The organism is Streptomyces fagopyri (genome assembly GCF_009498275.1).
In the GTDB taxonomy this organism is placed as follows: Bacteria; Actinomycetota; Actinomycetes; order Streptomycetales; family Streptomycetaceae; genus Streptomyces; species Streptomyces fagopyri.
The window spans coordinates 4,219,764-4,243,695 of the sequence record NZ_CP045643.1 but is presented as its reverse complement, the minus strand read 5'-3'; the positions used below and the strand labels follow the sequence as shown (position 1 = coordinate 4,243,695).

Here is a 23,932-nt window from a genome sequence, read left to right as displayed (position 1 = left end):
GAAGCCGACGTCGAAGCCGACCGCCGCGCCGACACCCGGAACCGCACCCGCGCCATCCGCGCCCACTCCTTCAACACCGCCGCGGCCCAGTACGCCGCGAACCGCCCCTCCTATCCCCCCGCCCTCTTCGACACGATCGAAGAGCTCGCCGGCCGTCCCCTCGCCGGCACCCGGGTCGTCGACGTGGGCGCCGGCACCGGCATCGCCACCGCGCTGCTGCGCGCGAGGGGCGCGGACGTCCTGGCCGTGGAGCCCGGCGAGGGCATGACCGCGCAGTTCCGCCGTACCGTCCCCGGCGTCCCGATCGTCCGGGGGGACGGCAACGCCCTCCCGCTGCGCGACGCGAGTGCCGACTTCCTGACGTACGCCCAGTCCTGGCACTGGACCGACCCGGCCCGCTCCCTGCCGGAGGCACTCCGCGTCCTGCGTCCCGGCGGCGCCCTCGCGCTCTGGTGGAACACGGACGCCCCCGACGTCCCCTGGATCGCCGACCAGACCCGCCGTATCGAGCGGTACTTCGGCGACGAGCAGGCCAGCAAGCGAGGCACCGGCGGCAAGGAGGGCGTGGCGGGCACCCGTACCGAACTCGCCTTCGAAGGCGCTCCCGACATCCCTGACCACGCCCACCGAGTCGTCCGCTGGAGCCGCCGGATCCCCGTCGACACCCACCTCGCCAACATCACCAGCCACTCGATCTTCCTGGTCCTCGGCGAGAAGGGCACCGAGGCCTTCCTCGCCGAGGAGCGGGCCCACCTCCTGGAGGTGTTCCCGGACGGGTGGGTCGAGGAGGTCTACGACGTGCTGGTGATCGTGGCGACCCGTTCGTGATCCCGCGCGGCGGCCCACCGCTCCAGGGCCGCCGCACACGCGTGATCCACATGCCGCAGCCCGCCGAGCTCCAGCCGTACGTCACGGTCGTGCGGCAGCGCCTCCAGGGCGTCCAGCAGCTTCGGCAGCCGCAGGAACGTCGCGTTCCCCACCACCCGTACGACCATTCCCGCGTCCCCCCGGTCCTCGGTCTCCACGTGCACATGACTGATGTCCCACGCGGTCTTGGCCACGGCGAGCGCCAGCCCGACCAGCACCCCCTCGAACAGGTTGCCGGCCACGATGGCCACCGCCGTGACGCCCAGCACCACGACCTCGCCCCGGTGCCCGCGCCACAGCACCCGCACCTCGCGCACCGGCACCAGCTTGCAGCCCGCGTGCACGAGCAGTCCCGCCAGCGCCGCCACCGGCACGATCCCGAGGACCCCGGGCACCACCGCCGTGAAGACCAGCAGCCACACCCCGTGCAGCACCCGCGACGCCTTCGTCCGCGCCCCCGCCTGCACGTTCGCCGCGCTCCGTACGATCACCGCGGTCATCGGCAGCGCCCCGAGGACCCCGCACACGGCGTTGCCCGCGCCCTGCGCGATGAGTTCGCGGTCGTAGTCGGTCCGCGGTCCCCTGTGCAGCCGGTCCACCGCCGCCGCGCTGAACAGCGACTCGGCCGACGCGATCAGCGCGAACGCCAGCACCGTCCCGAACACGCCCACTTCCGTGAGCCGCCCGAGCTCCGCCAGGGACGGCGGCTGCACGGAGTCCAGCAGACCGCGCACCGTCACCCGCCGTACGGACAGATCGAGCAGGCCGGTCGCCGCCGACGCGAGCGCCACCGCCAACAGCGGCGCGGGCACCACCCGCGCCCCGCGCCGCCATCGCGGCCACAGCAGGAGTACGGCCACGGTGGCGCCCCCGACCGCGAGGGCCACCGGGTCGGCGGCACCGGGCAGCGAGACCAGTCCGGTGATCTTGCCGGGCCCGCTCGCGGGAGCCGGGGCATCGCCCATCGCGTACACCTGACCCGCGATCAGCACGAGCCCGATCCCGGCGAGCATGCCCTGCACCACGGCCACGGACACGGCCCGGAACCACCGCCCGAGCCGCAGCGCCCCGAGCGCGAGCTGCACCAGACCGGCCCCGAGCACCAGCACCCCGAGCGCCGGCAGCCCGTACGTCCGCACCGCCTCGTACACCAGCACGGTCAGCCCGGCCGCCGGCCCGCTGACCTGCAGACTGCTGCCGGGCAGCGCCCCGGCGACCAGCCCGCCGACGATCCCGGTCACCAGTCCCAGTTCGGCCGGCACACCGGAGGCTATGGCGACCCCCACACACAGGGGGAGCGCGACGAGAAAGACGACGAGGGACGCGGACAGATCGGCTTTGCGGATCACAACAGCACCTCCGGTCGAGAGCGGCAGACGCGTGGGCTGCCGAGCCGGGGGAGGGCGCGGCGGACGTACGGGCGCGGTCCAGCGGCCGGTGGGCATATGACCACGCACTGAAATCCATTGTCGGTAACGAGAGTTGATCGCGCAGTCGATCCGTGTGACCACCACGTGAAGGTGGAAGCGCACCACCCGTACCACGCGCCGGAGCCTCCCCATCCGGTCGCGCCGTCGCGCGCCTGCGCCGCCGAACGCGACCGGGCTTGACGGCCGCGGCCCGCCGGAGCAATATTCATCACGTGATGAATATTTCGAGGCACACGCCGTCCCCGGCCGATCCCCCGGATCCCTCCCCTTCTTCCGCACCCCTCCGCCCCGCCGTGCGCGCCGAGGGCCTCACCGTCGTACGAGGCCCCCGTACCGTCCTGCGCGGCCTCGACTTCGCCGTACCGCGCGGCCAGATCACCGGACTGCTCGGCCCCTCCGGCTGCGGCAAGTCCACCCTCATGCGGTCCACCGTCGGCACCCAGGCGAAGGTGGCCGGCACCCTCGAGGTCCTCGGCCGTCCCGCGGGCGACGCCGCCCTGCGCTCCCGCATCGGATACGTCACCCAGGCCCCCTCCGTCTACGACGACCTGACCGTCCGCCAGAACCTGGACTACTTCGCCGCGGTCCTCGACCCCGGACGCGCGGCCGCCGACCGCCGCCGCCACCACGTCACCCGGGCCATCGCCGACGTCGACCTCACCTCGCACGCCGACTCCCTCGCGGGCAACCTCTCCGGCGGCCAGCGCAACCGCGTCTCGCTCGCGGTCGCCCTCCTCGGCACCCCGGAGCTCCTGGTCCTCGACGAACCCACCGTCGGCCTCGACCCGGTCCTGCGCCGCGACCTGTGGGCCCTCTTCCACGCCATCGCCGCCGACCGGGGCGCCACCCTCCTCGTCTCCTCCCACGTCATGGACGAGGCCGAGCGCTGCCACCGCCTCCTGCTGATGCGCGAGGGCGAGATCCTCGCCGACGACACCCCCGACGCCCTGCGCGAGCGCACCGGCTCCGAGACCGTCGAGGCCGCCTTCCTCCACCTGGTCGACGAGGCGAACGCGACCGCCGACAGGCCCCGCAAGGAGACCGTCCGATGACCACCGGCACCCACACCAGCACCGGTATCAGCACGAACACGAGGGCCTACGCCATCAACCACTCCCGTACGACGGCCACCGCGACGCGCGTGCTGCGTCAGCTCCGCCACGACCCGCGCACCATCGCGCTGATGATCCTCGTCCCGTGTCTGATGCTCGTCCTGCTCCGCTACGTCTTCGACGGCAGCCCGCGCACCTTCGACTCCATCGGTGCCTCGCTCCTCGGTATCTTCCCGCTGATCACGATGTTCCTGGTCACCTCCATCGCCACCCTGCGCGAACGCACCTCCGGCACGCTGGAGCGCCTCCTCGCCATGCCGCTCGGCAAGGGTGACCTGATCGCCGGCTACGCCCTCGCGTTCGGCGGCCTGGCCGTCGTCCAGTCGGCTCTCGCCACCGGCCTCGCGGTCTGGTTCCTGGGTCTCGACGTCACGGGCTCCCCGTGGCTCCTCCTGCTCGTCGCGCTGCTCGACGCGCTCCTCGGGACGGCCCTCGGCCTCTTCGTCTCGGCCTTCGCGGCCTCCGAGTTCCAGGCGGTCCAGTTCATGCCGGCGGTGCTCTTCCCCCAGCTCCTCCTGTGCGGCCTCTTCACCCCGCGTTCGAGCATGCACCCCGCCCTGGAAGCCGTCTCCGACGTCCTGCCCATGTCCTACGCCGTCGACGGGATGAACGAGGTCCTCAAGCACACCGACATGACGGCCACGTTCGTCCGCGACGCCCTGATCGTCGCGGGCTGCGCCCTCCTGGTCCTGTTCCTCGGCGCCGCCACCCTCAGGCGCCGTACGCGGTAGTGCGCGGTGGCCGTCCGCCCAACGGACGGACCACCCCGCCGGACGGCCCGGGTGCGAGGATGACCCCAGGACGACGCACCCCTGGAGGGCACCCGCACCATGAGCCAGAAAGTCGCAGTCCTCGGCACCGGAAAGATCGGCGAAGCCCTGCTGAGCGGAGTGATCCGATCCGGCTGGGACACCGCCGACCTCCTCGTGACGGCCCGCCGCCCCGAGCGCGCCAGGGAACTCCGGGAGCGCCACGGCGTCACGGCCGTCACCAACGCCGAGGCCGCCAAGAACGCCGACACCCTGATCCTCACGGTCAAGCCGCAGGACATGGGCACCCTCCTCGACGAACTCGCCCCGCACCTCCCCGCCGACCGTCTGGTCATCAGTGGCGCGGCCGGCATCCCCACCTCGTTCCTCGAGGAGCGTCTGACCGCGGGCACCCCGGTGGTGCGTGTCATGACGAACACCCCCGCGCTCGTCGACGAGGCCATGTCCGTGATCTCCGCGGGCAGTCACGCCACCGAGGAGCATCTCGCCCACGCCGAGGAGATCTTCGGCGCCGTCGGCAAGACGCTCCGGGTGCCCGAGTCCCAGCAGGACGCCTGCACCGCCCTCTCCGGGTCGGGCCCGGCGTACTTCTTCTACCTGGTCGAGGCCATGACGGACGCGGGCATCCTGCTGGGCCTGCCCCGCGACAAGGCACACGACCTGATCGTCCAGTCCGCGATCGGCGCCGCCGTGATGCTCCGCGACAGCGGTGAGCACCCCGTGCGGCTCCGCGAGAACGTGACGTCCCCCGCGGGCACCACGATCAACGCGATCCGCGAACTGGAGAACCACGGCGTGCGCGCGGCCCTCATCGCCGCGCTGGAGGCCGCCCGCGACCGCAGCCGCGAACTGGCCTCCGGCAACGGCTAGCGCGCCGGCGACGGACACCGCCGCCGGAACGGCGACGAAGGGGGCCGGGCACGCACACCCCGCCCCCTTCGTCTCAGCCCGCCGCCAGCAGCCCGATCGCGCGGTACGCCGAGTCCACCCGGGGTCTGGCCATCTCCCTCGCCCTCGCCGCACCGTCCCGCAGCACGCCCTCCACATAGGAGGGGTCGGCGCACAGCTCCCGGTGCCGTTCCCGCAGGGGCCGCAGCAGTTCGACGACGGCCTCGGCGGTGTCCTTCTTCAGGGCGCCGTACGACTGATAGGAGCCGCTCAGGGTCTGTGGGTCGGTGCCCTCGCAGGCGGCGAGGATCTCCAGCAGGTTGGAGACCCCCGGCCGTTCCTCCCGGTCGTGGACGACGTCCTGCCCGCTGTCCGTCACCGCCCGCATGATCTTCTTCCGCATGACGTCCGGCTCGTCGAGCAGATAGACGACGCCCGGCCCCGCGTCGTCGCTCTTCCCCATCTTCGACGTCGGGTCCTGGAGATTCATGACCCGCGCGGCGACCTCGGGGTGTGTGGCCCGGGGCACCGCGAACGTGTGCCCGTACCGCTGGTTGAACCGCACCGCGAGATCCCGGGTCAGCTCCACATGCTGTGTCTGGTCGTCCCCGACCGGCACCTCGTCCGTCCCGTACGCCAGGATGTCCGCCGCCATCAGCACGGGATAGGTCAGCAACGACAGCCGTACGCTCCCACCCCGCTCCCGTTCCCGCGCGGCCTTCTCCTTGTACTGGATCATCCGCCGCATCTCCCCGTCGGTGGCGACACACTCCAGCAGGTACGACAGCCGGGCGTGCTCGTCGACGTGACTCTGCACGAAGACGGTGCACAGCCGCGGGTCGAGCCCGGAGGCCAGCAACAAGGTCGCCGCCTGCCTGCTGAGCCTGCGCACCCGCCCCGGATCGTGGTCCACGGTCAGCGCGTGCAGATCGACGATGCAGAACAGGGCGTCGGCCCGGTGCTGATCGACGTCGGCCCAGCGGCGCACGGCCCCCAGGTAGTTCCCCAGCGTCAGATGCCCGGTCGGCTTGACCCCGCTGAAGATCCGCTTCATCTCTCCACCTTCTGGTCGAGGCCGCCGCACCCTCCGGCCGGCCCCCCCAGGAGGGAGATGCAGAAACGGCCGCCGGGGCGGCGGCCGTTGTGTACATACGTGAGTACGGCCGCCGTCAGGCGGCCCACCACTGCTGGGTGCACGTATGTGTGGTCATGGCTCCGAGGGTACGCGTCCAGGGGGCATCCGGGGCCGAGTTGACACACTCCTGCCCCGTACGTAGTGTTCTCCGAGTTGTCCGACGTGAGCGCCGACTCCGGTCGGTCCCCGGACAGCCATTCCGCAACAAGCATCCAGCGAACGGCGAATCGTCGTCGACTCGTTTATGTGCGCGTTTGCGGAATGAGGAATCCGCGTTCGAAAGGACGCCCCCGATTAGCTCGGGAGCCAGGAATCCGCTAAAGTCTCACTCGTCGGAACGGCCCAACGGCCGGGAGGACAAGCCCCACTGACTGGGAATCAGGCCCGAAAGGATCTGATAGAGTCGGAACCGCCGGAAAGGGAAACGCGAAAGCGAAAACCTGGAAAGCACCGAGGAAATCGGATACGGAAACGGTCTGATAGAGTCGGAAACGCAAGACCGAAGGGAAGCGCCCGGAGGAAAGCCCGAGAGGGTGAGTACAAAGGAAGCGTCCGTTCCTTGAGAACTCAACAGCGTGCCAAAAATCAACGCCAGATATGTTGATACCCCGTCTCCGGCCGATCGGCTGGGACGAGGTTCCTTTGAAAAAGTCCTGCCCCTTGGGGTAGGCGCACAGCGAGGACGCTGTGAACCGGGGGATTATTCCTCCCCTTGGTTCCGCTCTCGTGTGTGTCGTCCCGATTACGGGAAAACATTCACGGAGAGTTTGATCCTGGCTCAGGACGAACGCTGGCGGCGTGCTTAACACATGCAAGTCGAACGATGAAGCCCTTCGGGGTGGATTAGTGGCGAACGGGTGAGTAACACGTGGGCAATCTGCCCTTCACTCTGGGACAAGCCCTGGAAACGGGGTCTAATACCGGATAATACCTTCCTGGGCATCTGGGTGGGTTGAAAGCTCCGGCGGTGAAGGATGAGCCCGCGGCCTATCAGCTTGTTGGTGAGGTAGTGGCTCACCAAGGCGACGACGGGTAGCCGGCCTGAGAGGGCGACCGGCCACACTGGGACTGAGACACGGCCCAGACTCCTACGGGAGGCAGCAGTGGGGAATATTGCACAATGGGCGAAAGCCTGATGCAGCGACGCCGCGTGAGGGATGACGGCCTTCGGGTTGTAAACCTCTTTCAGCAGGGAAGAAGCGAAAGTGACGGTACCTGCAGAAGAAGCGCCGGCTAACTACGTGCCAGCAGCCGCGGTAATACGTAGGGCGCAAGCGTTGTCCGGAATTATTGGGCGTAAAGAGCTCGTAGGCGGCTTGTCACGTCGGTTGTGAAAGCCCGGGGCTTAACCCCGGGTCTGCAGTCGATACGGGCAGGCTAGAGTGTGGTAGGGGAGATCGGAATTCCTGGTGTAGCGGTGAAATGCGCAGATATCAGGAGGAACACCGGTGGCGAAGGCGGATCTCTGGGCCATTACTGACGCTGAGGAGCGAAAGCGTGGGGAGCGAACAGGATTAGATACCCTGGTAGTCCACGCCGTAAACGGTGGGAACTAGGTGTTGGCGACATTCCACGTCGTCGGTGCCGCAGCTAACGCATTAAGTTCCCCGCCTGGGGAGTACGGCCGCAAGGCTAAAACTCAAAGGAATTGACGGGGGCCCGCACAAGCAGCGGAGCATGTGGCTTAATTCGACGCAACGCGAAGAACCTTACCAAGGCTTGACATACACCGGAAAGCATTAGAGATAGTGCCCCCCTTGTGGTCGGTGTACAGGTGGTGCATGGCTGTCGTCAGCTCGTGTCGTGAGATGTTGGGTTAAGTCCCGCAACGAGCGCAACCCTTGTTCTGTGTTGCCAGCATGCCCTTCGGGGTGATGGGGACTCACAGGAGACTGCCGGGGTCAACTCGGAGGAAGGTGGGGACGACGTCAAGTCATCATGCCCCTTATGTCTTGGGCTGCACACGTGCTACAATGGCAGGTACAATGAGCTGCGAAGCCGTGAGGCGGAGCGAATCTCAAAAAGCCTGTCTCAGTTCGGATTGGGGTCTGCAACTCGACCCCATGAAGTCGGAGTTGCTAGTAATCGCAGATCAGCATTGCTGCGGTGAATACGTTCCCGGGCCTTGTACACACCGCCCGTCACGTCACGAAAGTCGGTAACACCCGAAGCCGGTGGCCCAACCCCTTGTGGGAGGGAGCTGTCGAAGGTGGGACTGGCGATTGGGACGAAGTCGTAACAAGGTAGCCGTACCGGAAGGTGCGGCTGGATCACCTCCTTTCTAAGGAGCATCTAGGCTGCCAGGCTTGCCTGGTGGTCCAGGGCCATTACGTCGGCAGATGTTCGACGGTGGTTGCTCATGGGTGGAACGTTGATTATTCGGCACACTTGATCGTCTTCTCCTTCGAGTACTGTCCTTCGGGGCGTGGAAAGAGTGAGGGAAGCGGGGAGTGTGTCGGGCACGCTGTTGGGTGTCTGAAGGTACGGCCGATTGTTGGCTGCCTTCAGTGCCGGCCCCAGTGAACTCCGGTGTTAGCCGGGGGTGATGGGTGGTTGGTCGTTGTTTGAGAACTGCACAGTGGACGCGAGCATCTGTGGCCAAGTTTTTAAGGGCGCACGGTGGATGCCTTGGCACCAGGAACCGATGAAGGACGTGGGAGGCCACGATAGTCCCCGGGGAGTCGTCAACCAGGCTTTGATCCGGGGGTTTCCGAATGGGGAAACCCGGCAGTCGTCATGGGCTGTCACCCTTGCCTGAACACATAGGGCAAGTGGAGGGAACGCGGGGAAGTGAAACATCTCAGTACCCGCAGGAAGAGAAAACAACCGTGATTCCGGGAGTAGTGGCGAGCGAAACTGGATGAGGCCAAACCATATGCGTGTGAGACCCGGCAGGGGTTGCGTATGTGGGGTTGTGGGATTTCTCTTTCACGGTCTGCCGGCCGTGAGACGAGTCAGAAACCGTTGATGTAGGCGAAGGACATGCGAAAGGTCCGGCGTAGAGGGTAAGACCCCCGTAGTCGAAACATCAACGGCTCGTTTGAGAAACACCCAAGTAGCACGGGGCCCGAGAAATCCCGTGTGAATCTGGCGGGACCACCCGCTAAGCCTAAATATTCCCTGGTGACCGATAGCGGATAGTACCGTGAGGGAATGGTGAAAAGTACCGCGGGAGCGGAGTGAAATAGTACCTGAAACCGTGTGCCTACAAGCCGTGGGAGCGTCGGGCAAGCACTTGTGCTTGCCTCGTGACTGCGTGCCTTTTGAAGAATGAGCCTGCGAGTTTGCGGTGTGTTGCGAGGTTAACCCGTGTGGGGAAGCCGTAGCGAAAGCGAGTCCGAATAGGGCGATTTAGTAGCGCGCTCAAGACCCGAAGCGGAGTGATCTAGCCATGGGCAGGTTGAAGCGGCTGTAAGAGGTCGTGGAGGACCGAACCCACCAGGGTTGAAAACCTGGGGGATGACCTGTGGTTAGGGGTGAAAGGCCAATCAAACTCCGTGATAGCTGGTTCTCCCCGAAATGCATTTAGGTGCAGCGTCGTGTGTTTCTTGCCGGAGGTAGAGCACTGGATAGGCGATGGGCCCTACCGGGTTACTGACCTTAGCCAAACTCCGAATGCCGGTAAGTGAGAGCGCGGCAGTGAGACTGTGGGGGATAAGCTCCATGGTCGAGAGGGAAACAGCCCAGAGCATCGACTAAGGCCCCTAAGCGTACGCTAAGTGGGAAAGGATGTGGAGTCGCACAGACAACCAGGAGGTTGGCTTAGAAGCAGCCACCCTTGAAAGAGTGCGTAATAGCTCACTGGTCTAGTGATTCCGCGCCGACAATGTAGCGGGGCTCAAGCGTACCGCCGAAGTCGTGTCATTGCAGCAATAGGGCCAACGCCTGCTGTGATGGGTAGGGGAGCGTCGTGTGCCGGGTGAAGCCGCGCCGGAAGGCAGTGGTGGACGGTTCACGAGTGAGAATGCAGGCATGAGTAGCGATACACACGTGAGAAACGTGTGCGCCGATTGACTAAGGGTTCCTGGGTCAAGCTGATCTGCCCAGGGTAAGTCGGGACCTAAGGCGAGGCCGACAGGCGTAGTCGATGGATAACCGGTTGATATTCCGGTACCCGCTGTGAAGCGTCAAACATTGAACCAGGCGATGCTAAGTCCGTGAAGCCGCCCTGGAGCCTTCGGGCAAAGGGGAGTGGTGGAGCCGACGGACCAGACCTGCAGTAGGTGAGTGATGGGGTGACGCAGGAAGGTAGTCCATCCCGGGCGGTGGTTGTCCCGGGGTAAGGGTGTAGGCCGTGTGATAGGCAAATCCGTCACACATGAAGGCTGAGACCTGATGCCGAGCCGATTGTGGTGAAGTGGATGATCCTATGCTGTCGAGAAAAGCCTCTAGCGAGTTTCATGGCGGCCCGTACCCTAAACCGACTCAGGTGGTCAGGTAGAGAATACCGAGGCGTTCGGGTGAACTATGGTTAAGGAACTCGGCAAAATGCCCCCGTAACTTCGGGAGAAGGGGGGCCATCTTTGGTGATCCGATTTACTCGGTGAGCTGGGGGTGGCCGCAGAGACCAGCGAGAAGCGACTGTTTACTAAAAACACAGGTCCGTGCGAAGCCGTAAGGCGATGTATACGGACTGACGCCTGCCCGGTGCTGGAACGTTAAGGGGACCGGTTAGTCAAACTTCGGTTTGGCGAAGCTGAGAACTTAAGCGCCAGTAAACGGCGGTGGTAACTATAACCATCCTAAGGTAGCGAAATTCCTTGTCGGGTAAGTTCCGACCTGCACGAATGGCGTAACGACTTCTCGACTGTCTCAACCATAGGCCCGGTGAAATTGCACTACGAGTAAAGATGCTCGTTTCGCGCAGCAGGACGGAAAGACCCCGGGACCTTTACTACAGTTTGATATTGGTGTTCGGTTCGGCTTGTGTAGGATAGGTGGGAGACTTTGAACTCTGAGCGCCAGCTCAGGGGGAGTCGTCGTTGAAATACCACTCTGGTCGTGCTGGATGTCTAACCTGGGTCCGTGATCCGGATCAGGGACAGTGTCTGATGGGTAGTTTAACTGGGGCGGTTGCCTCCTAAAGAGTAACGGAGGCGCCCAAAGGTTCCCTCAGCCTGGTTGGTAATCAGGTGTTGAGTGTAAGTGCACAAGGGAGCTTGACTGTGAGACCGACGGGTCGAGCAGGGACGAAAGTCGGGACTAGTGATCCGGCGGTGGCTTGTGGAAGCGCCGTCGCTCAACGGATAAAAGGTACCCCGGGGATAACAGGCTGATCTTCCCCAAGAGTCCATATCGACGGGATGGTTTGGCACCTCGATGTCGGCTCGTCGCATCCTGGGGCTGGAGTCGGTCCCAAGGGTTGGGCTGTTCGCCCATTAAAGCGGTACGCGAGCTGGGTTTAGAACGTCGTGAGACAGTTCGGTCCCTATCCGCTGTGCGCGTAGGAATATTGAGAAGGGCTGTCCCTAGTACGAGAGGACCGGGACGGACGAACCTCTGGTGTGCCAGTTGTCCTGCCAAGGGCATGGCTGGTTGGCTACGTTCGGGAGGGATAACCGCTGAAAGCATCTAAGCGGGAAGCCTGCTTCGAGATGAGTATTCCCACCCCCTTTGAGGGGTTAAGGCTCCCAGTAGACGACTGGGTTGATAGGCCGGATCTGGAAGGCGGGTAACCGCTGGAGGTGACCGGTACTAATAGGCCGAGGGCTTGTCCTCAGTTGCTCGCGTCCACTGTGTTGGTTCTGAAACCACGAACAACCGTCGTAGCTTTGCCACGGCTCCGGTTGACAGTTTCATAGTGTTTCGGTGGTCATAGCGTGAGGGAAACGCCCGGTTACATTCCGAACCCGGAAGCTAAGCCTCACAGCGCCGATGGTACTGCAGGGGGGACCCTGTGGGAGAGTAGGACGCCGCCGAACAAATTTTGAAGGAGACCCCCGTACCGGGAAATCGGTACGGGGGTTTTCTGCGTTTACGGGACTCTTCGTTCTAGGGTTGCCGTATGCGTTATGACCTGGTCATCTTCGACAACGACGGCGTCCTCGTGGACAGTGAGCCGATCTCGAACGGCATCCTCGCCGCCTATCTCACCGAACTCGGACACCCGACCTCGTACGAGGAGTCCATCCGGGACTACATGGGGTCCGCGATGCACCGTGTCCACGACCTGGTCCACGAGCGCACCGGCCGGCGGCTGCCCGACGACTTCGACGACGTCTTCCACGGACGGGTCTTCGCCGCGTTCGAGCGCGAGCTGCGGCCGGTCGCCGGGGCCGTCCAGGTGCTGGAGAAGCTGACCGCGGACGGGGTGCCGTACTGCGTGGCCTCCTCCGGGAGCCACGAGCGGATCCGGGTGGGGCACCGCGCGACCGGACTCGACCGGTGGTTCGACGAAGAGCGGGTCTTCAGCTCCCAGGACGTCGGGCGCGGCAAGCCGGCACCCGATCTGTTCCTGCACGCCGCCGAGCGGATGGGCGTGCCGCCGCGCCGATGCGTCGTCGTGGAGGACAGCCCGCTCGGCGTACAGGCGGCGAACGCGGCCGGCATGGACGTGTACGGCTTCACCGCCATGACACCCGCGGCCCGGCTCACCGGAGCCACCCGGCTCTTCTCCGGTCTGGAAGACCTGCCCGACCTGCTCGTATGACCCGCGCCATCGCACGGCGCTGACATTTGTCACGGCGAGCTCCGGACGATCGTTTCTGTCGGACCGACAGGTCGGACCGCGAAGCTGAGTACATCGAGAGCGGTACGTACACGGCGACGACGGAAGGACCCGACCATGAGCGTCACGGCCACGGAGACCGGAAGCGCGGCGGCTGCCGCCGGCGACAGGTCGAAGGCCACCACCGGGCAGCACTTCCTGCCGCTGATCGTGGACGTGGCGGTACCGGTCGGCTCCTACTACCTCCTCAAGAACGGCTTCGGGGCCGGCACCATGGCGGCGCTCGGATGGAGCAGCGTGGTGCCCGCCGTACGGACCCTGTGGAGTGTGGTGCGCGACCGGAAGGTCAACGCGCTGGCCGCGCTGATCCTGTTCGTCAACGTGGCCGGTCTGCTGCTGAGCCTGGTCGCCGGTGACCCGCGGCTGATGCTCGCCAAGGACAGCGGGGTCAGCAGTGTGATCGGGATCGGCGTCCTGGTGTCCGTGATGGCGGGCAGGCCGATGATGACGACGGCGATGAAGCCGTTCGTCACCAAGGGGGACCGTGCGCGGACGGCGGCCTGGGAACGGCTGCTCAGCGGGTCCGAGCGGTTCCGGAAGTTCGAGCGGACCTTCTCCCTCGTGTGGGGCGTGGCACTGCTCGGGGAGTGCGTCGTGCGGATCGTGGGTGCCTACACGCTGCCCGTCGACACGATGGTGTGGCTCGGCACGGTCGTCATGATCGGCACGATGGCCCTGACCATGGTGGTCAGCGGTGGCCTCGCCGCCGGCCCGATGGAGGCGATGGTGAGGGCGGAACTCGCACGCGGGACCACCGACCGGTGACGCGTCCGCCGTGAAGTTGAGCGGAATTCATCTTCGGCTGGATCTACCCACGGGTAGGCCGGGGCCCTACGCTCGCCGCCATGACAGATGTGCTGCGGCGCGGCAGGGCCTCGCTGGCGTTCGGCTTCTTCGCCCAGGGCGCCACCTTCGCGCTCCTCGTGACGCGCATCCCGGCCATCCAGGACCGGTACGGGGTCTCGGACGCGCTGCTGCCCGCCTTCCTCGCGGCCGTCCCGATCCTCGCCGGTGTGGGGAGCGTGACGACCGAGCACCTCGTCAAGCGCATACGGCCCAGCCGGCTGCTGCGCTGGTCCCAGCCGGTGGTGCTGCTGGCACTGCTCGGGGTCGGGGCGGGGGACCGGCTCGTGGAGATGGCGGTGGCCCTCGGTGCCTTCGGGCTCGCGGTCGGCGCTCTCGACGCCTCCATGAACATGCTGGGGGTGAGCCTGCAACGGGCGTACGGGCGCAGCATCATGCTCGGTTTCCACGCCACGTACAGCCTGGGCGGGATCGTGGGGGCCTCGCTCGCGTGGGCGGGGGCGCACTGGCATCTGTCGTTGTTCACGTCCTACCTGCCGGTGGTGCTCGTGCTGCTGCCGGCCGCCTTCCTGGGAAGCCGTTGGTACGTCGACGGGGAGGCCGGGGCCGGGCCGGAGAAGGCGGAGGGCGGGCCCGTCGTCTTCAAGCTGCTGCTGCCGCTGTGTCTGGTGATGACGTTCGCGTACATCGGGGACTCGACGGTCTCCAACTGGAGTGCGAAGTATCTGCAGGACGTGCTGGGCGGTTCGGAGCAGCTGGCGACCGTTCCGTACAACGTCTACATGGTGATGACGCTGGTGGGGCGGGCCGTCGGGGACGTCGGGGTGCGGCGGTTCGGGGCGGTGGCGGTCGTGCGGCTGGGGGCCGTGGTGGCGGCGCTGGGGTTCGCGGTGGTGGCGGCGGCGCCCGGGGCGTGGGTCGGGATGCTCGGATTCACCCTGTTGGGGCTCGGGCTGTGCGTGTTGGTTCCGCAGACCTTCGCGGCGGCCGGGCGGCTATTTCCCGGGGCTTCGGACACGGCCATCGCGCGTCTGAACATCTTCAACTACGTGGGGTTCCTGGTCGGTTCGCCGTTGGTGGGGGCGCTGGGCGACGCGTGGAACTACCGGGGCGCCATGCTGGTGCCGATGGTGTTGGTCCTGGTGACCCTGGGGTACGCCCGCTCGTTCGCGCCCGAACGGGACCGATACGGTGATGGGCATGAGCGGGCGCGGACAGCTGATGTGGGACCAGGCAGTAACGGGCTATGACTTCGGTCCGGACCATCCGATGGACCCGGTCCGGCTGGCGCTGACCCGGGGACTGGTCGACGCCTTCGGGCTCGACCGGGACGTGGACGTGGTCGCGGCGAAGGCGGCCGGGGAGTCGACGCTGCGGCTGGTGCACCGGGAGGACTACGTGGAGGCGGTCAGGGCGGCCTCCGCCGATCCGGCGGCCGCGGACGCCTCGTACGGGCTCGGGACCATGGACGATCCCGCCTTCGCGGGGATGCACGAGGTGTCCGCGCTCATCGCGGGGCAGTCGGTCGGCGCGGCGGAGGCGGTGTGGCGCGGGGACGCACTGCACGCGGTGAACTTCGCGGGCGGGCTGCATCACGCGATGCCGGGGGGCGCGTCGGGGTTCTGCATCTACAACGACGCCGCGCTGGCGGTCGCGCGGCTGCTGGAGCTCGGTGCCGAACGGGTCGCCTACGTGGATGTCGACGTGCATCACGGGGACGGGGTGCAGGCCGCGTTCTGGGAGGATCCGCGGGTTCTGACGATCTCGCTGCACGAGCATCCGCGGACCCTGTTCCCGGGGACGGGCTGGCCCGAGGAGACCGGGGCGCCGGGCGCGGAGGGCAGTGCCGTGAACGTGGCGCTGCCGGCCGGGACCGGGGACGCGGGATGGCTGCGGGCCTTTCACGCCGTCGTTCCCGAACTGGTCGCGGATTTCCGGCCGCAGGTGCTCGTCACCCAGCACGGCGCCGACACCCACTTCGAGGATCCGCTCGCGCATCTCGCCGTCTCGCTCGACGCGCAACGGGCCGTGCAGGTCGCCTGTCACGAGTTGGCCCACGAGTACGCCGACGGGCGGTGGATCGCGCTGGGCGGCGGCGGGTACGCGGTCGTGGAGGTCGTACCGCGTTCGTGGACGCACCTGGTGGCCATCGCCGCGGGGCGGCCGATCGAGCCGGAGACGGTGATTCCGGAGAGCTGGCGGCAGGAAGTCTTCGCCCGTACACGGCAGTTGGCGCCGGCGCGGATGACGGACGGGCGGTGGCCGGTGTCCTGGAAGGACTGGGAGTCCGGGTACGACCCGGCGGAGCGCCTCGACCAGGCGATCGTGGCGACACGGCGCGCGGTGTTCCCGCTGCGGGGGCTGCTCGCGTAGGGTCCCTCGGCCCGCTGTCGCCGCGCGGAGATGTCCATTACGCCAACTGTGGGGCGTTTTCGGGATTTTCGGGGTGAACGTCCGGCGCATGCGCCAGCATCGCTGACGTGTTGAGCACCGGAGCATTGCGCGCGCATCTGCTGGCCGCCCGGCTGGCCGGGCCCGTCGCCACCTCGCGCGAGGAGAGTCTGCGGAGTTATCGACTCTTCGCCGCCCGGGATCCTCGTGTGCTGCTCGGACTTGATCCGGAGTGGACCTGGCGGCAGCGGGATCTGATCGAGTTGATGGCGGACAAGTGCGGGGTTTCGGCCGATCCGGCGCACACGAGCGGGCATGATGTGATCGACCCGGAGCGGACCCTGGCCGCGCTCGAAGCCTTCGCGCGGCGGCTCGGGGAAGCGGCCCGCAACCGCGAACCGGTGCTTCTGGGTACCGGTCATCCGCACCGGCTGCTCGGTTTCTACGCCGCTCTGGCGGACGCGCTGTCGTCAGCGGGATGTACCGTCCTCACCCCCGCGCAGGGTAGCTCTGTCGACATAACGACCCGGTTCGGTCTACGTACGTACCACCTCGACTACGTACAGGGCGTCGCGTTGGTGCGCGAACCCGGTGTGCGTGCCCCCCGTGGTGCGACCGGCGCGCACTCCCATTCACCGCTCCCGGTTCGTACCGTTCTGGCGGCCGCGGCGGAGGCCGGAGGGCCCCTCCCGGAGCTGGTGATCGGGGACCACGGATGGGTCTGCGGAGCAGGTCAGCTGGGGTTCGAGGCCATGGGGCTGGCCGATACGGACGATCCCGCGCTCTTCGTCGGGGAGGCGGAGGGGCGGGTGTCCGTCGTCGTTCCGGTTGATGACGCTGTGCGGTCTGATTACTACCGACCGCTTACTCGCTATGTACTCAATCGAGCGTGTCTGTCACAGTAGGCGGCCGATGGCATCCCCTCTTCCCCACTCGCATCACCCGCCCCTACATTGGGGAGTGAGCACGCAACGACGAAGAGTCACCGGAAGGGGAAGCCGGTGGCCGTCGAGTGCGGAAGGTTCGGGTGTGTCATGGCTGCAGCGGGCGAGAGGCCTCTGAACGAGGTTCAGTTCCTTACCGTGGCGGAAGTCGCCTCGGTCATGCGAGTGTCGAAGATGACCGTGTACCGCTTGGTGCACAGCGGTCATCTGCCGGCGATCCGGGTGGGGAGGTCCTTCCGGGTGCCGGAGCAAGCGGTTCACGAGTACCTCCGCGAGAGCTATGTGGGGGTGGAGACGGCCTGACGGCGTCCCGGTGAAGTTCTCGGGAGGCTCTCGTGGCCACCCCGGGAATGCACTCGGATCACCTCGATTACGACCTCGGCGCTCGGACGGGTAGGCTGGCCCCTCATAGGTCGTGTGGGCCCATGCAGCCCAGCACCGAGTAAAGAGAAGTGAGCGAGGGTAGTCGTGGGCTCTGTTATCAAGAAGCGGCGCAAGCGGATGGCGAAGAAGAAGCACCGCAAGCTGCTCAAGCGCACTCGCGTTCAGCGTCGCAACAAGAAGTAGGGTCGTGCCCCGCCTGAGCGGGGCTCGTCCTTACGCTTGCGCGACAGCTGTCGACAGCGCGCTCTGCGGCCCCCCGCCCACCGGTGGGGGGCCGCAGCGTTTTCCAGCCGCGGGCGGCCCCGCATCTGCGCCCCGGGCGGTCTCAGGGAGGATGCTGTGCGTACGCCTGCCGGCCCCGCGATCCGGCCCGGTCGCAGGTCCTGCCCCACCGTCACTTCGTGCGCCGGGTGGTCATCCCGGCGCAACATCGACCCGCTAGGTTGGCGGCACACGGGGAACACGGCAGGGTACGAGCAGAGCTACGTCCAGATACGTCCAGCACGGGAAGAGAGGCGCTGATCTTGGGGAAGGTCGTGCTCGTGACCGGAGTGGCCCGCCAGTTGGGGGGCCGGTACGTACGACGGATCCAGCGTGACCCGCAGGTGGACCGCGTGATCGCCGTGGACGCGGTGTCGCCCGAGCATCATCTGGGCGGTGCCGACTTCATCAGGGCCGACATCCGCCAGCCCACGATCGCCCGGGTGCTCGCCGAGCATTCCGTCGACACGGTCGTGCACATGGACGTGACGGGCACCGCGCTGAGCGGCGGCAGCCGGACCACGGTCAAGGAGACCAACGTCATCGGCACCATGCAGCTCCTGGGCGCCTGTCAGAAGTCCCCGACGGTCAAGCGGCTCGTCGTGAAGTCCAGCACGAACGTCTACGGGTCCGCGCCGCGCGATCCGGCCGTGTTCACCGAGACGACCCCGCCCAAGTCGCTGCCCAGCGGCGGCTTCGCGAAGGACACGGTGGAGGTCGAGGGGTACGTACGCGGCTTCGCGCGCCGCCGGCCCGACGTCGCCGTGTGCGTGCTGCGGTTCGCGAACATCCTGGGCCCGAGCGCGGATTCACCGCTCGCCTCGTACTTCGCGCTGCCGGTGCTGCCGACCGTGTTCGGTTACGACCCGCGCCTGCAGTTCGTGCACGAGGACGATGTCATCGAGGTGCTGCGGATCGCCTCGCACGAACCGGAGCGGGGCACCCTCAACAGCGGCACGTTCAACATCGCCGGGGACGGCGTCCTGTTGCTCTCCCAGTGCGCGCGGCGGCTGGGCCGCCCCACGGTGCCGCTGCTGCTGCCGGCGCTCACCTGGGCGGGCACGGCGGTGCGTACCCTGGGTGTGACGGACTTCTCCCCGGAGCAGTTGCGGCTGCTGACGCACGGCAGGGTCGTGTCGACGAATCAGATGCGCGAGACGCTGGGATACAAACCGAAGTACTCGACCGCCGAGACCTTCGCGGACTTCGCACGCAGCCGGGGACCCGGACTCCTGCCCCCCGAGGCCCTCGCGGGGGCCGTCGACCGGATCGCCGCGCTGTCCTTCCTGGGAGGCGACCAGCCCCCGACACTGAGCGCCAACTGAGGAGCGCATCGACGATGGCGGACGCCAAGGTCATTCCGTTCGACGACGACCGGTCGCGCGGGGGTGCTGCGCAGCGCCCGACGCGGCGGCGGACCACGGGGAGCAGGCGCACGGGCGATCCCGCGGTGGTCCGTGAGGTCCAGCCCCTGCCGGGCCGGACCTTCCCGCAGGATGATGTTCCTGTGACACATGAGGAGAAGCCTGTTCAGCAGCCCCGTGGCGGTGGCGGGCTGGAAAGGCGTGTCGCCGGGGGCCTCGCCTTCCTGCGCAGGCGTCTGACCGGTGACTACGAGGTCGACGACTTCGGGTACGACCAGGAGCTCACCGACCAGGTCCTGATGTCCATGATCCGCCCGCTCTACGAGAAGTACTTCCGGGTCGAGGTCAAGGGCATCGAGAACATCCCGTCCGAGGGCGGGGCGCTGATCGTCGCCAACCACTCCGGGACGCTGCCGCTGGACGGCCTGATGATGCAGGTCGCCGTCCACGACAACCACCCCGCGGGCCGGCACCTCCGGCTGCTCGCCGCCGACCTGGTCTTCATGCTGCCGGTCGTCAACGAACTGGCCCGCAAGGCCGGTCACACCCTTGCCTGCGCCGAGGACGCCGAACGGCTGCTGGAGCGCGGTGAACTGGTCGGGGTGATGCCGGAGGGCTTCAAGGGCATCGGCAAGCCGTTCAGCGAGCGCTACAAGCTCCAGCGTTTCGGGCGCGGTGGATTCGTGTCGACGGCCCTGCGGCAGGGCACTCCGATCATCCCGTGCTCGATCGTCGGCGCGGAGGAGATCTATCCGATGATCGGGAACGCGAAGACCCTCGCGCGGCTCCTGGGGTTCCCGTACTTCCCGATCACGCCGACCTTCCCGTGGCTCGGCCCGCTGGGCGCGGTGCCGCTGCCGACGAAGTGGACGATCCAGTTCGGTGAGCCGATCCCGACGGACGGGTATCCGCCGGAGGCCGCCGAGGACCCGATGCTGATGTTCAACCTGACGGACCAGGTCCGGGAGCAGATCCAGCACACGCTGTACAAGCTGCTGGTGCAGCGCCGGTCGGTCTTCTTCTGACGCGGCCCGCGTCCCGGACACGCGGATACGCCGGTGGGGCACCCTTCCTGCGAAGGGTGCCCCACCGGCGTATGTGCCCGCGGATCTACCTGCTGTCCTCGCTGTCGATGCCCAGGCCCGGAAGGAGACCGGGGAGCAGCGGGGGCAGGGTGACGTCGGGAGCGCCGCCGGCCGGGGTGGACTTGCCCGCCGACGGGGACGAGCTGGTGGTGTCCTTGGGCGGGTCCAGCAGGCCGCCCGTGCTGCCGCCGAGCAGGCCTTCGGCGGTGCTGCCCGAGGCGGACGGCTTCGGTTTGCTGCTGCTGTGGCTGCCGGTGGTGGAGCCGGTGCTGGCGCTGGGTGCCGGACGGTCCGTGCCGGACGAGCCGGGGGCGTCCGAACTGGCGCCGCGGTGTCGGCCCGTGCCTTCCTGCACGGGGGGTTTCGGGAGGAGCGAGCGCAGCGGGTCGACCTCTTGGTCTATGGCGGTGAACACCGACGAGACCTGCTGGCTGACGTCGCCGAGCTGGACGGGCAGTCGGTCGCGCAGCGCGCCCCAGGCCTGGCGGTGCGACTGGGCGAAGGCGGAGAGGGCCTGGATCGGGCCGAGTGAGCCGTCCCGTTCGTATGCCTCGTGCAGCAGGCGGTGGCCTTCTGTCGCGTCGTGCTGCATGCCGGACAGGGCGCGCCTGACCTCGCCCAGGGATTCGTGGTCGAGGCTGCCGGAGCGGCCGCGTTCCATCAGGCGGCGCGCCTCGCTCAGCCTGGTCGAGGCCTGGTCGAGGTAGAGCTCGCCTCGGTCACTGTCGCCGTGGGCCAGACCCAGCTTGATGTCCTCCATGCCTCGCTTGAGCCCGTAGAGCGAGTCTCCGGGCAGTGCGTCGGAACTGGCGGCTGCCACACCGCCGAACGCGCCGGCCGCGACGCCGACGGTGAGCCCGCCCGCGGCGAGGCTCTTGGACAGGCGCGAACGCGGTCGCAGCTTCCCGATCCCGCTCGCCCGGTGCGCGCCTCGCGCCCGGTGCGAGCGCTGCTCGGGCACGGAACGGTCCGGGCCTTCGCCGCCCGCGGCGGTGCCTTCCAGCAGCATGGCCTCCATCGCCGCGACGAGCTGGGCTCGCTGCACGATTTTGACCTCGGGGTCCAGCTCCGGTTTGGGCAGCTCGCCGAGACCGGTGGCGAGGGCCAACAGCAGGCCTCGCTCGGTCTGTTCCGCAGCAGCCGGGGACGGTGCCGATCCATCGGGCTGCTCGGCCGCCGTGCCCTGGTCGGACTGCTCGTCCAGGGCCTGGGCGAAGGCGTTCGCCCGCCGGTGTGCCGATACGTTCGCGATCACTGGCGGCACCTCCTCTCGTCATGACGGTCGACTCCCCAGGGGGTCCTGAGGGTTGCACGCCCCGGGCGTGTCCACACGATCGGGTGACCGGTGGGAGCCGGGGAGTGACCACAGGGAGCCTGTATCCCGCACAACGAGCGTCGCGGCACTTGGGTTACGGACGACGGATGATCGGACCACGAAGTCAACAGACTTTTACAGAAGGTGAGTTGAGCGTCGCGGAGCGTAGGGAGTCGTACGGGAACGGGCGTGGTACGGGCTTCAGCGGGCGTCGTCCGGGAGGAGCCGGGCGAGGGTGCGGACGGCTCGGTACTGGAGCGTCTTGATGGCGCCCTCGTTCTTGCCCATCACCCGGGCGGTCTCGGCCACCGAGAGCCCCTGGAGGAAGCGCAGCGTGACGCACTCCTGCTGCTGGGGGTTGAGGCGTCGTACGGCGTCGAGCAGTGCCGCGTTCGACAGTGACTCCAGGACGGAGTCCTCGGGGCTGCGCTCGACCTCGTTCGCGTCGAGCATCTCGCCCGTGGTCACTTCCAGGCGGAAGCGGCTGGACTTGAAGTGGTCGGCGACCAGGTTGCGGGCGATGGTCACCAGCCAGGCGCCGAAGTCGCGGCCCTGCCAGGTGAAGGTGCCGATCCGGCGCAGGGCGCGCAGGAACGTCTCGCTGGTGAGGTCTTCCGCGGTCGCCTTTCCGCCGACGCGGTAGTAGATGTAGCGGTACACGGTGTCGCTGTACTGGTCGTAGAGCCGCCCGAAGGCGTCGGCCTCGCCGGCCTGGGCGCGCTCGACGAGGTCCATCATCCGGGCGCTGTCGCTGTCTGCGGCCGGGCGGCGTGCGGTGGGCGTGGCGGCCGAGCCGGAGCGGCCCCGCCTGCCTACCGCCGCGCTGCCGTCGGCCAGTGCGTAGCACGGGCCGACGGGCGTGGGGAAGGCGAAGGCGGGGACGGCGTACGCGGTGGGGACGAAGCCGCGCAGGCGGTCGAGGACCGTTGCGCGCAGCGTAGCCAGGCCCGAGGCGTCAACCCCGACGTGTGAGTACACGGGACTCCCAGAGGCAGAGCTTCCATCACGTTCAGTGCGGGACCATTCACCCGTCGTAGCGACGGAGGGGTACCGGATTGCGTCTGAGGAGAATAACGCTTCGTACAGGCAGTGCTACACCCAGTTGCTCAAATCATCGATTACGTCGCTTCTGTAACTGATTGACGCCCGATCAAGTGTCGTTCGGTGACCGATTGTTGATCGGATTGGTTCGTGTTCAGGCTGGGTGCGGGGCGTGTTGTGGCCGGGTGGGGGCGACGGGACTGGCCGGGGCGTTGTGGGGGTAGGACCGGGGGAATGCGCGCGGTTCGCGGCGCTCGTGGAGGGGTGGGGCCGTGTCGCGGCCCGCGAGTGGCCGGGATTCCGGGTGCGGATGGCTGGGGGGTGCGCGCGGTTCCCCGAGCCCCTGGGGGCGTGGGGCCGCGCCCGGGCCTTCGCGGTGGGGGGATTTCGGGTGGGGTGGGATGCGCGCACCCCCGCGCCCCTCAGGACGTGGGGGCGCGCCCCGGGTTTCGCGGTGGGTGGGTCAGCGGCGCCGGCGGTGGAGGGCGATGGCCGCGGCCGTGCCGCCGGCCACCGCGCCGACGCCGGCCGCGGCCGGGATGCCGACCTTCGCGGCCCTGCGCGCCGTGCGGTAGTCGCGCAGCCGCCATTCGAAGGCGCGCGCGTGCTTGCGCAGCTTGGCGTCCGGGTTGATCGCGTAGGGGTGACCGACCAGGGACAGCATGGGGATGTCGTTGTGCGAGTCGCTGTAGGCCGCGCACCGGGAGAGGTCCAGCCCCTCCGCGGTGGCCAGCGCGCGGACCGCCTCCGCCTTCGCGGGGCCGTGCAGGGGCTCGCCGACCAGCTTGCCGGTGTAGACGCCGTCCACCGACTCGGCGACCGTGCCCAGCGCGCCGGTCAGGCCCAGGCGGCGGGCGATCACCGTCGCGATCTCGACCGGGGCCGCCGTCACCAGCCACACCCGCTGGCCCGCGTCCAGGTGCGCCTGGGCGAGGGCACGCGTGCCGGGCCAGATGCGCTCGGCCATGTACTCGTCGTAGATCTCCTCGCCGATGGACATCAGCTCGGCGACCCGGTGACCCTTGACGATCGACAGCGCCGAGTCGCGGGCGTCCTGCATGTGCTCGGGGTCCTCGACGCCGGCCAGCCTGAACCATGCCTGCTGCCAGGCGAATCGGGCGAGATCGCGGGTCTCGAAGAACTTCCGCTTGTACAGGCCCCGTCCGAAGTGGAAGAGCGCGGCGCCCTGCATGACGGTGTTGTCCAGGTCGAAGAAGGCGGCGGCCCTGTCGTCACCGAGCACCGGGAACTCCGGTTCGCGGTCGGGGACGTCCGGCCCGGCGTCGTGGGCCAGTTCCTCCAGTTCCTGCGAGGACTTGCGCGCTGCCTCCGCCGAGGCCTCGCCTGCCAACACGCTCCGCGCGGTGGCGGAGCGCCTACGGGGAGTGAGCCATCCGAGAGCGGCCATGGCGTG

General features: G+C 67.7%; 18 protein-coding genes and 3 rRNA genes. 16 read left to right on the top strand and 5 right to left on the bottom strand.

Annotated elements, in window-relative coordinates; genetic code table 11:
- Positions 1-54 precede the first annotated feature (54 nt).
- Entirely contained in the window at positions 55-828 is a 774-nt protein-coding gene (locus tag GFH48_RS18160) for a class I SAM-dependent methyltransferase (protein WP_228121352.1), read from the top strand.
- Here the strand turns inward: GFH48_RS18160 and GFH48_RS18155 are convergent.
- Positions 792-2,312, bottom strand: coding sequence for a SulP family inorganic anion transporter (locus GFH48_RS18155; protein WP_153292978.1), 1,521 nt, complete (start codon positions 2,310-2,312; stop codon positions 792-794). The genes GFH48_RS18160 and GFH48_RS18155 overlap by 37 nt on opposite strands.
- Positions 2,313-2,512: 200 nt before the next feature.
- Here GFH48_RS18155 and GFH48_RS18150 point away from each other — a divergent pair, with 200 nt between their 5' ends.
- The 3 genes from GFH48_RS18150 (at position 2,513) to proC (ending at position 5,049) form a co-directional block, all read left to right on the top strand.
- Positions 2,513-3,349, top strand: a complete 837-nt coding sequence (locus GFH48_RS18150) for an ABC transporter ATP-binding protein (protein WP_153289263.1) — start codon at positions 2,513-2,515, stop codon at positions 3,347-3,349.
- The gene (locus tag GFH48_RS18145; RefSeq protein WP_153289262.1) at positions 3,346-4,140 is read left to right on the top strand and encodes an ABC transporter permease; all 795 of its coding nucleotides are present in this window, start codon (positions 3,346-3,348) and stop codon (positions 4,138-4,140) included. The genes GFH48_RS18150 and GFH48_RS18145 overlap by 4 nt, the downstream gene beginning before the upstream one ends.
- A gap of 99 nt (positions 4,141-4,239) precedes the next feature.
- Positions 4,240-5,049 (top strand): pyrroline-5-carboxylate reductase, encoded by an 810-nt coding sequence (gene proC / locus GFH48_RS18140; RefSeq protein WP_153289261.1) that lies wholly within the window; start codon positions 4,240-4,242, stop codon positions 5,047-5,049.
- Between the two features lie 73 nt (positions 5,050-5,122).
- Here proC and trpS read toward each other — a convergent pair whose 3' ends face one another.
- Positions 5,123-6,121 carry a tryptophan--tRNA ligase gene (trpS, locus tag GFH48_RS18135; protein ID WP_153289260.1) on the bottom strand — a complete coding sequence of 333 codons (999 nt, stop codon included), beginning with the start codon at positions 6,119-6,121 and terminating at the stop codon, positions 5,123-5,125.
- 836 nt (positions 6,122-6,957) lie between these two features.
- On the opposite strand from trpS, the gene GFH48_RS18130 reads away from it, so the two are divergent.
- From GFH48_RS18130 to GFH48_RS18075, 12 genes are all read left to right on the top strand, one after another.
- A 16S ribosomal RNA gene (locus GFH48_RS18130) occupies positions 6,958-8,483 on the top strand.
- 315 nt (positions 8,484-8,798) lie between these two features.
- Positions 8,799-11,920: ribosomal RNA gene (locus GFH48_RS18125) — 23S ribosomal RNA — on the top strand.
- Positions 11,921-12,006: 86 nt separating this feature from the next.
- Positions 12,007-12,123, top strand: a 5S ribosomal RNA gene (rrf, locus tag GFH48_RS18120).
- The 16S, 23S and 5S rRNA genes sit together here, the layout of an rRNA operon.
- An 83-nt stretch (positions 12,124-12,206) precedes the next feature.
- Complete coding sequence (locus GFH48_RS18115; protein ID WP_153289259.1) at positions 12,207-12,851, top strand: HAD family hydrolase; 645 nt, start codon at positions 12,207-12,209, stop codon at positions 12,849-12,851.
- A 135-nt stretch (positions 12,852-12,986) separates the two neighbouring features.
- Positions 12,987-13,694 (top strand): VC0807 family protein, encoded by a 708-nt coding sequence (locus GFH48_RS18110; protein ID WP_228120671.1) that lies wholly within the window; start codon positions 12,987-12,989, stop codon positions 13,692-13,694.
- Between the two features lie 80 nt (positions 13,695-13,774).
- Positions 13,775-14,983: an MFS transporter gene (locus GFH48_RS18105; RefSeq protein WP_153289258.1), complete on the top strand. Its 1,209-nt coding sequence runs from the start codon at positions 13,775-13,777 to the stop codon at positions 14,981-14,983.
- The gene (locus tag GFH48_RS18100; RefSeq protein ID WP_153289257.1) at positions 14,934-16,106 is read left to right on the top strand and encodes an acetoin utilization protein AcuC; all 1,173 of its coding nucleotides are present in this window, start codon (positions 14,934-14,936) and stop codon (positions 16,104-16,106) included. Before GFH48_RS18105 ends, GFH48_RS18100 begins: the two co-directional genes overlap by 50 nt.
- A 107-nt stretch (positions 16,107-16,213) precedes the next feature.
- Positions 16,214-17,029: a phosphatase gene (locus tag GFH48_RS18095; protein WP_153289256.1), complete on the top strand. Its 816-nt coding sequence runs from the start codon at positions 16,214-16,216 to the stop codon at positions 17,027-17,029.
- A 129-nt stretch (positions 17,030-17,158) separates the two neighbouring features.
- Positions 17,159-17,371 carry a helix-turn-helix domain-containing protein gene (locus tag GFH48_RS18090; protein WP_004984898.1) on the top strand — a complete coding sequence of 71 codons (213 nt, stop codon included), beginning with the start codon at positions 17,159-17,161 and terminating at the stop codon, positions 17,369-17,371.
- 165 nt (positions 17,372-17,536) lie between these two features.
- Entirely contained in the window at positions 17,537-17,635 is a 99-nt protein-coding gene (locus tag GFH48_RS18085) for a 30S ribosomal protein bS22 (RefSeq protein ID WP_003948845.1), read from the top strand.
- Positions 17,636-17,976: 341 nt separating this feature from the next.
- Positions 17,977-19,038, top strand: coding sequence for an NAD-dependent epimerase/dehydratase family protein (locus tag GFH48_RS18080; RefSeq protein WP_153289254.1), 1,062 nt, complete (start codon positions 17,977-17,979; stop codon positions 19,036-19,038).
- A gap of 14 nt (positions 19,039-19,052) precedes the next feature.
- Positions 19,053-20,102 carry a lysophospholipid acyltransferase family protein gene (locus GFH48_RS18075; RefSeq protein WP_153289253.1) on the top strand — a complete coding sequence of 350 codons (1,050 nt, stop codon included), beginning with the start codon at positions 19,053-19,055 and terminating at the stop codon, positions 20,100-20,102.
- 85 nt (positions 20,103-20,187) lie between these two features.
- Here the strand turns inward: GFH48_RS18075 and GFH48_RS18070 are convergent, their stop codons facing one another.
- The 3 genes from GFH48_RS18070 to GFH48_RS18060 form a co-directional block, all read right to left on the bottom strand.
- On the bottom strand, positions 20,188-21,417 hold the full coding sequence (locus GFH48_RS18070; RefSeq protein ID WP_153289252.1) for a DUF5667 domain-containing protein: 1,230 nt from the start codon (positions 21,415-21,417) through the stop codon (positions 20,188-20,190).
- 261 nt (positions 21,418-21,678) lie between these two features.
- Positions 21,679-22,455 carry an ECF subfamily RNA polymerase sigma factor, BldN family gene (locus GFH48_RS18065; RefSeq protein ID WP_153289251.1) on the bottom strand — a complete coding sequence of 259 codons (777 nt, stop codon included), beginning with the start codon at positions 22,453-22,455 and terminating at the stop codon, positions 21,679-21,681.
- Positions 22,456-22,981: 526 nt separating this feature from the next.
- Positions 22,982-23,926: an HAD family hydrolase gene (locus tag GFH48_RS18060; RefSeq protein ID WP_153289250.1), complete on the bottom strand. Its 945-nt coding sequence runs from the start codon at positions 23,924-23,926 to the stop codon at positions 22,982-22,984.
- Positions 23,927-23,932 lie beyond the last annotated feature (6 nt).

Excerpts from the sequence above, each read along its gene's own strand:
- GFH48_RS18155 (WP_153292978.1), bottom strand. The coding sequence starts at position 2,312 with ATGCCCACCGGCCGCTGGACCGCGCCCGTACGTCCGCCGCGCCCTCCC.
- GFH48_RS18150 (WP_153289263.1), top strand. The coding sequence starts at position 2,513 with ATGAATATTTCGAGGCACACGCCGTCCCCGGCCGATCCCCCGGATCCC.
- GFH48_RS18145 (WP_153289262.1), top strand. The coding sequence starts at position 3,346 with ATGACCACCGGCACCCACACCAGCACCGGTATCAGCACGAACACGAGG.
- proC (WP_153289261.1), top strand. The coding sequence starts at position 4,240 with ATGAGCCAGAAAGTCGCAGTCCTCGGCACCGGAAAGATCGGCGAAGCC.
- trpS (WP_153289260.1), bottom strand. The coding sequence starts at position 6,121 with ATGAAGCGGATCTTCAGCGGGGTCAAGCCGACCGGGCATCTGACGCTG.
- GFH48_RS18115 (WP_153289259.1), top strand. The coding sequence starts at position 12,207 with ATGCGTTATGACCTGGTCATCTTCGACAACGACGGCGTCCTCGTGGAC.
- GFH48_RS18110 (WP_228120671.1), top strand. The coding sequence starts at position 12,987 with ATGAGCGTCACGGCCACGGAGACCGGAAGCGCGGCGGCTGCCGCCGGC.
- GFH48_RS18105 (WP_153289258.1), top strand. The coding sequence starts at position 13,775 with ATGACAGATGTGCTGCGGCGCGGCAGGGCCTCGCTGGCGTTCGGCTTC.
- GFH48_RS18100 (WP_153289257.1), top strand. The coding sequence starts at position 14,934 with ATGAGCGGGCGCGGACAGCTGATGTGGGACCAGGCAGTAACGGGCTAT.
- GFH48_RS18090 (WP_004984898.1), top strand. The coding sequence starts at position 17,159 with ATGGCTGCAGCGGGCGAGAGGCCTCTGAACGAGGTTCAGTTCCTTACC.
- GFH48_RS18075 (WP_153289253.1), top strand. The coding sequence starts at position 19,053 with ATGGCGGACGCCAAGGTCATTCCGTTCGACGACGACCGGTCGCGCGGG.
- GFH48_RS18060 (WP_153289250.1), bottom strand. The coding sequence starts at position 23,926 with ATGGCCGCTCTCGGATGGCTCACTCCCCGTAGGCGCTCCGCCACCGCG.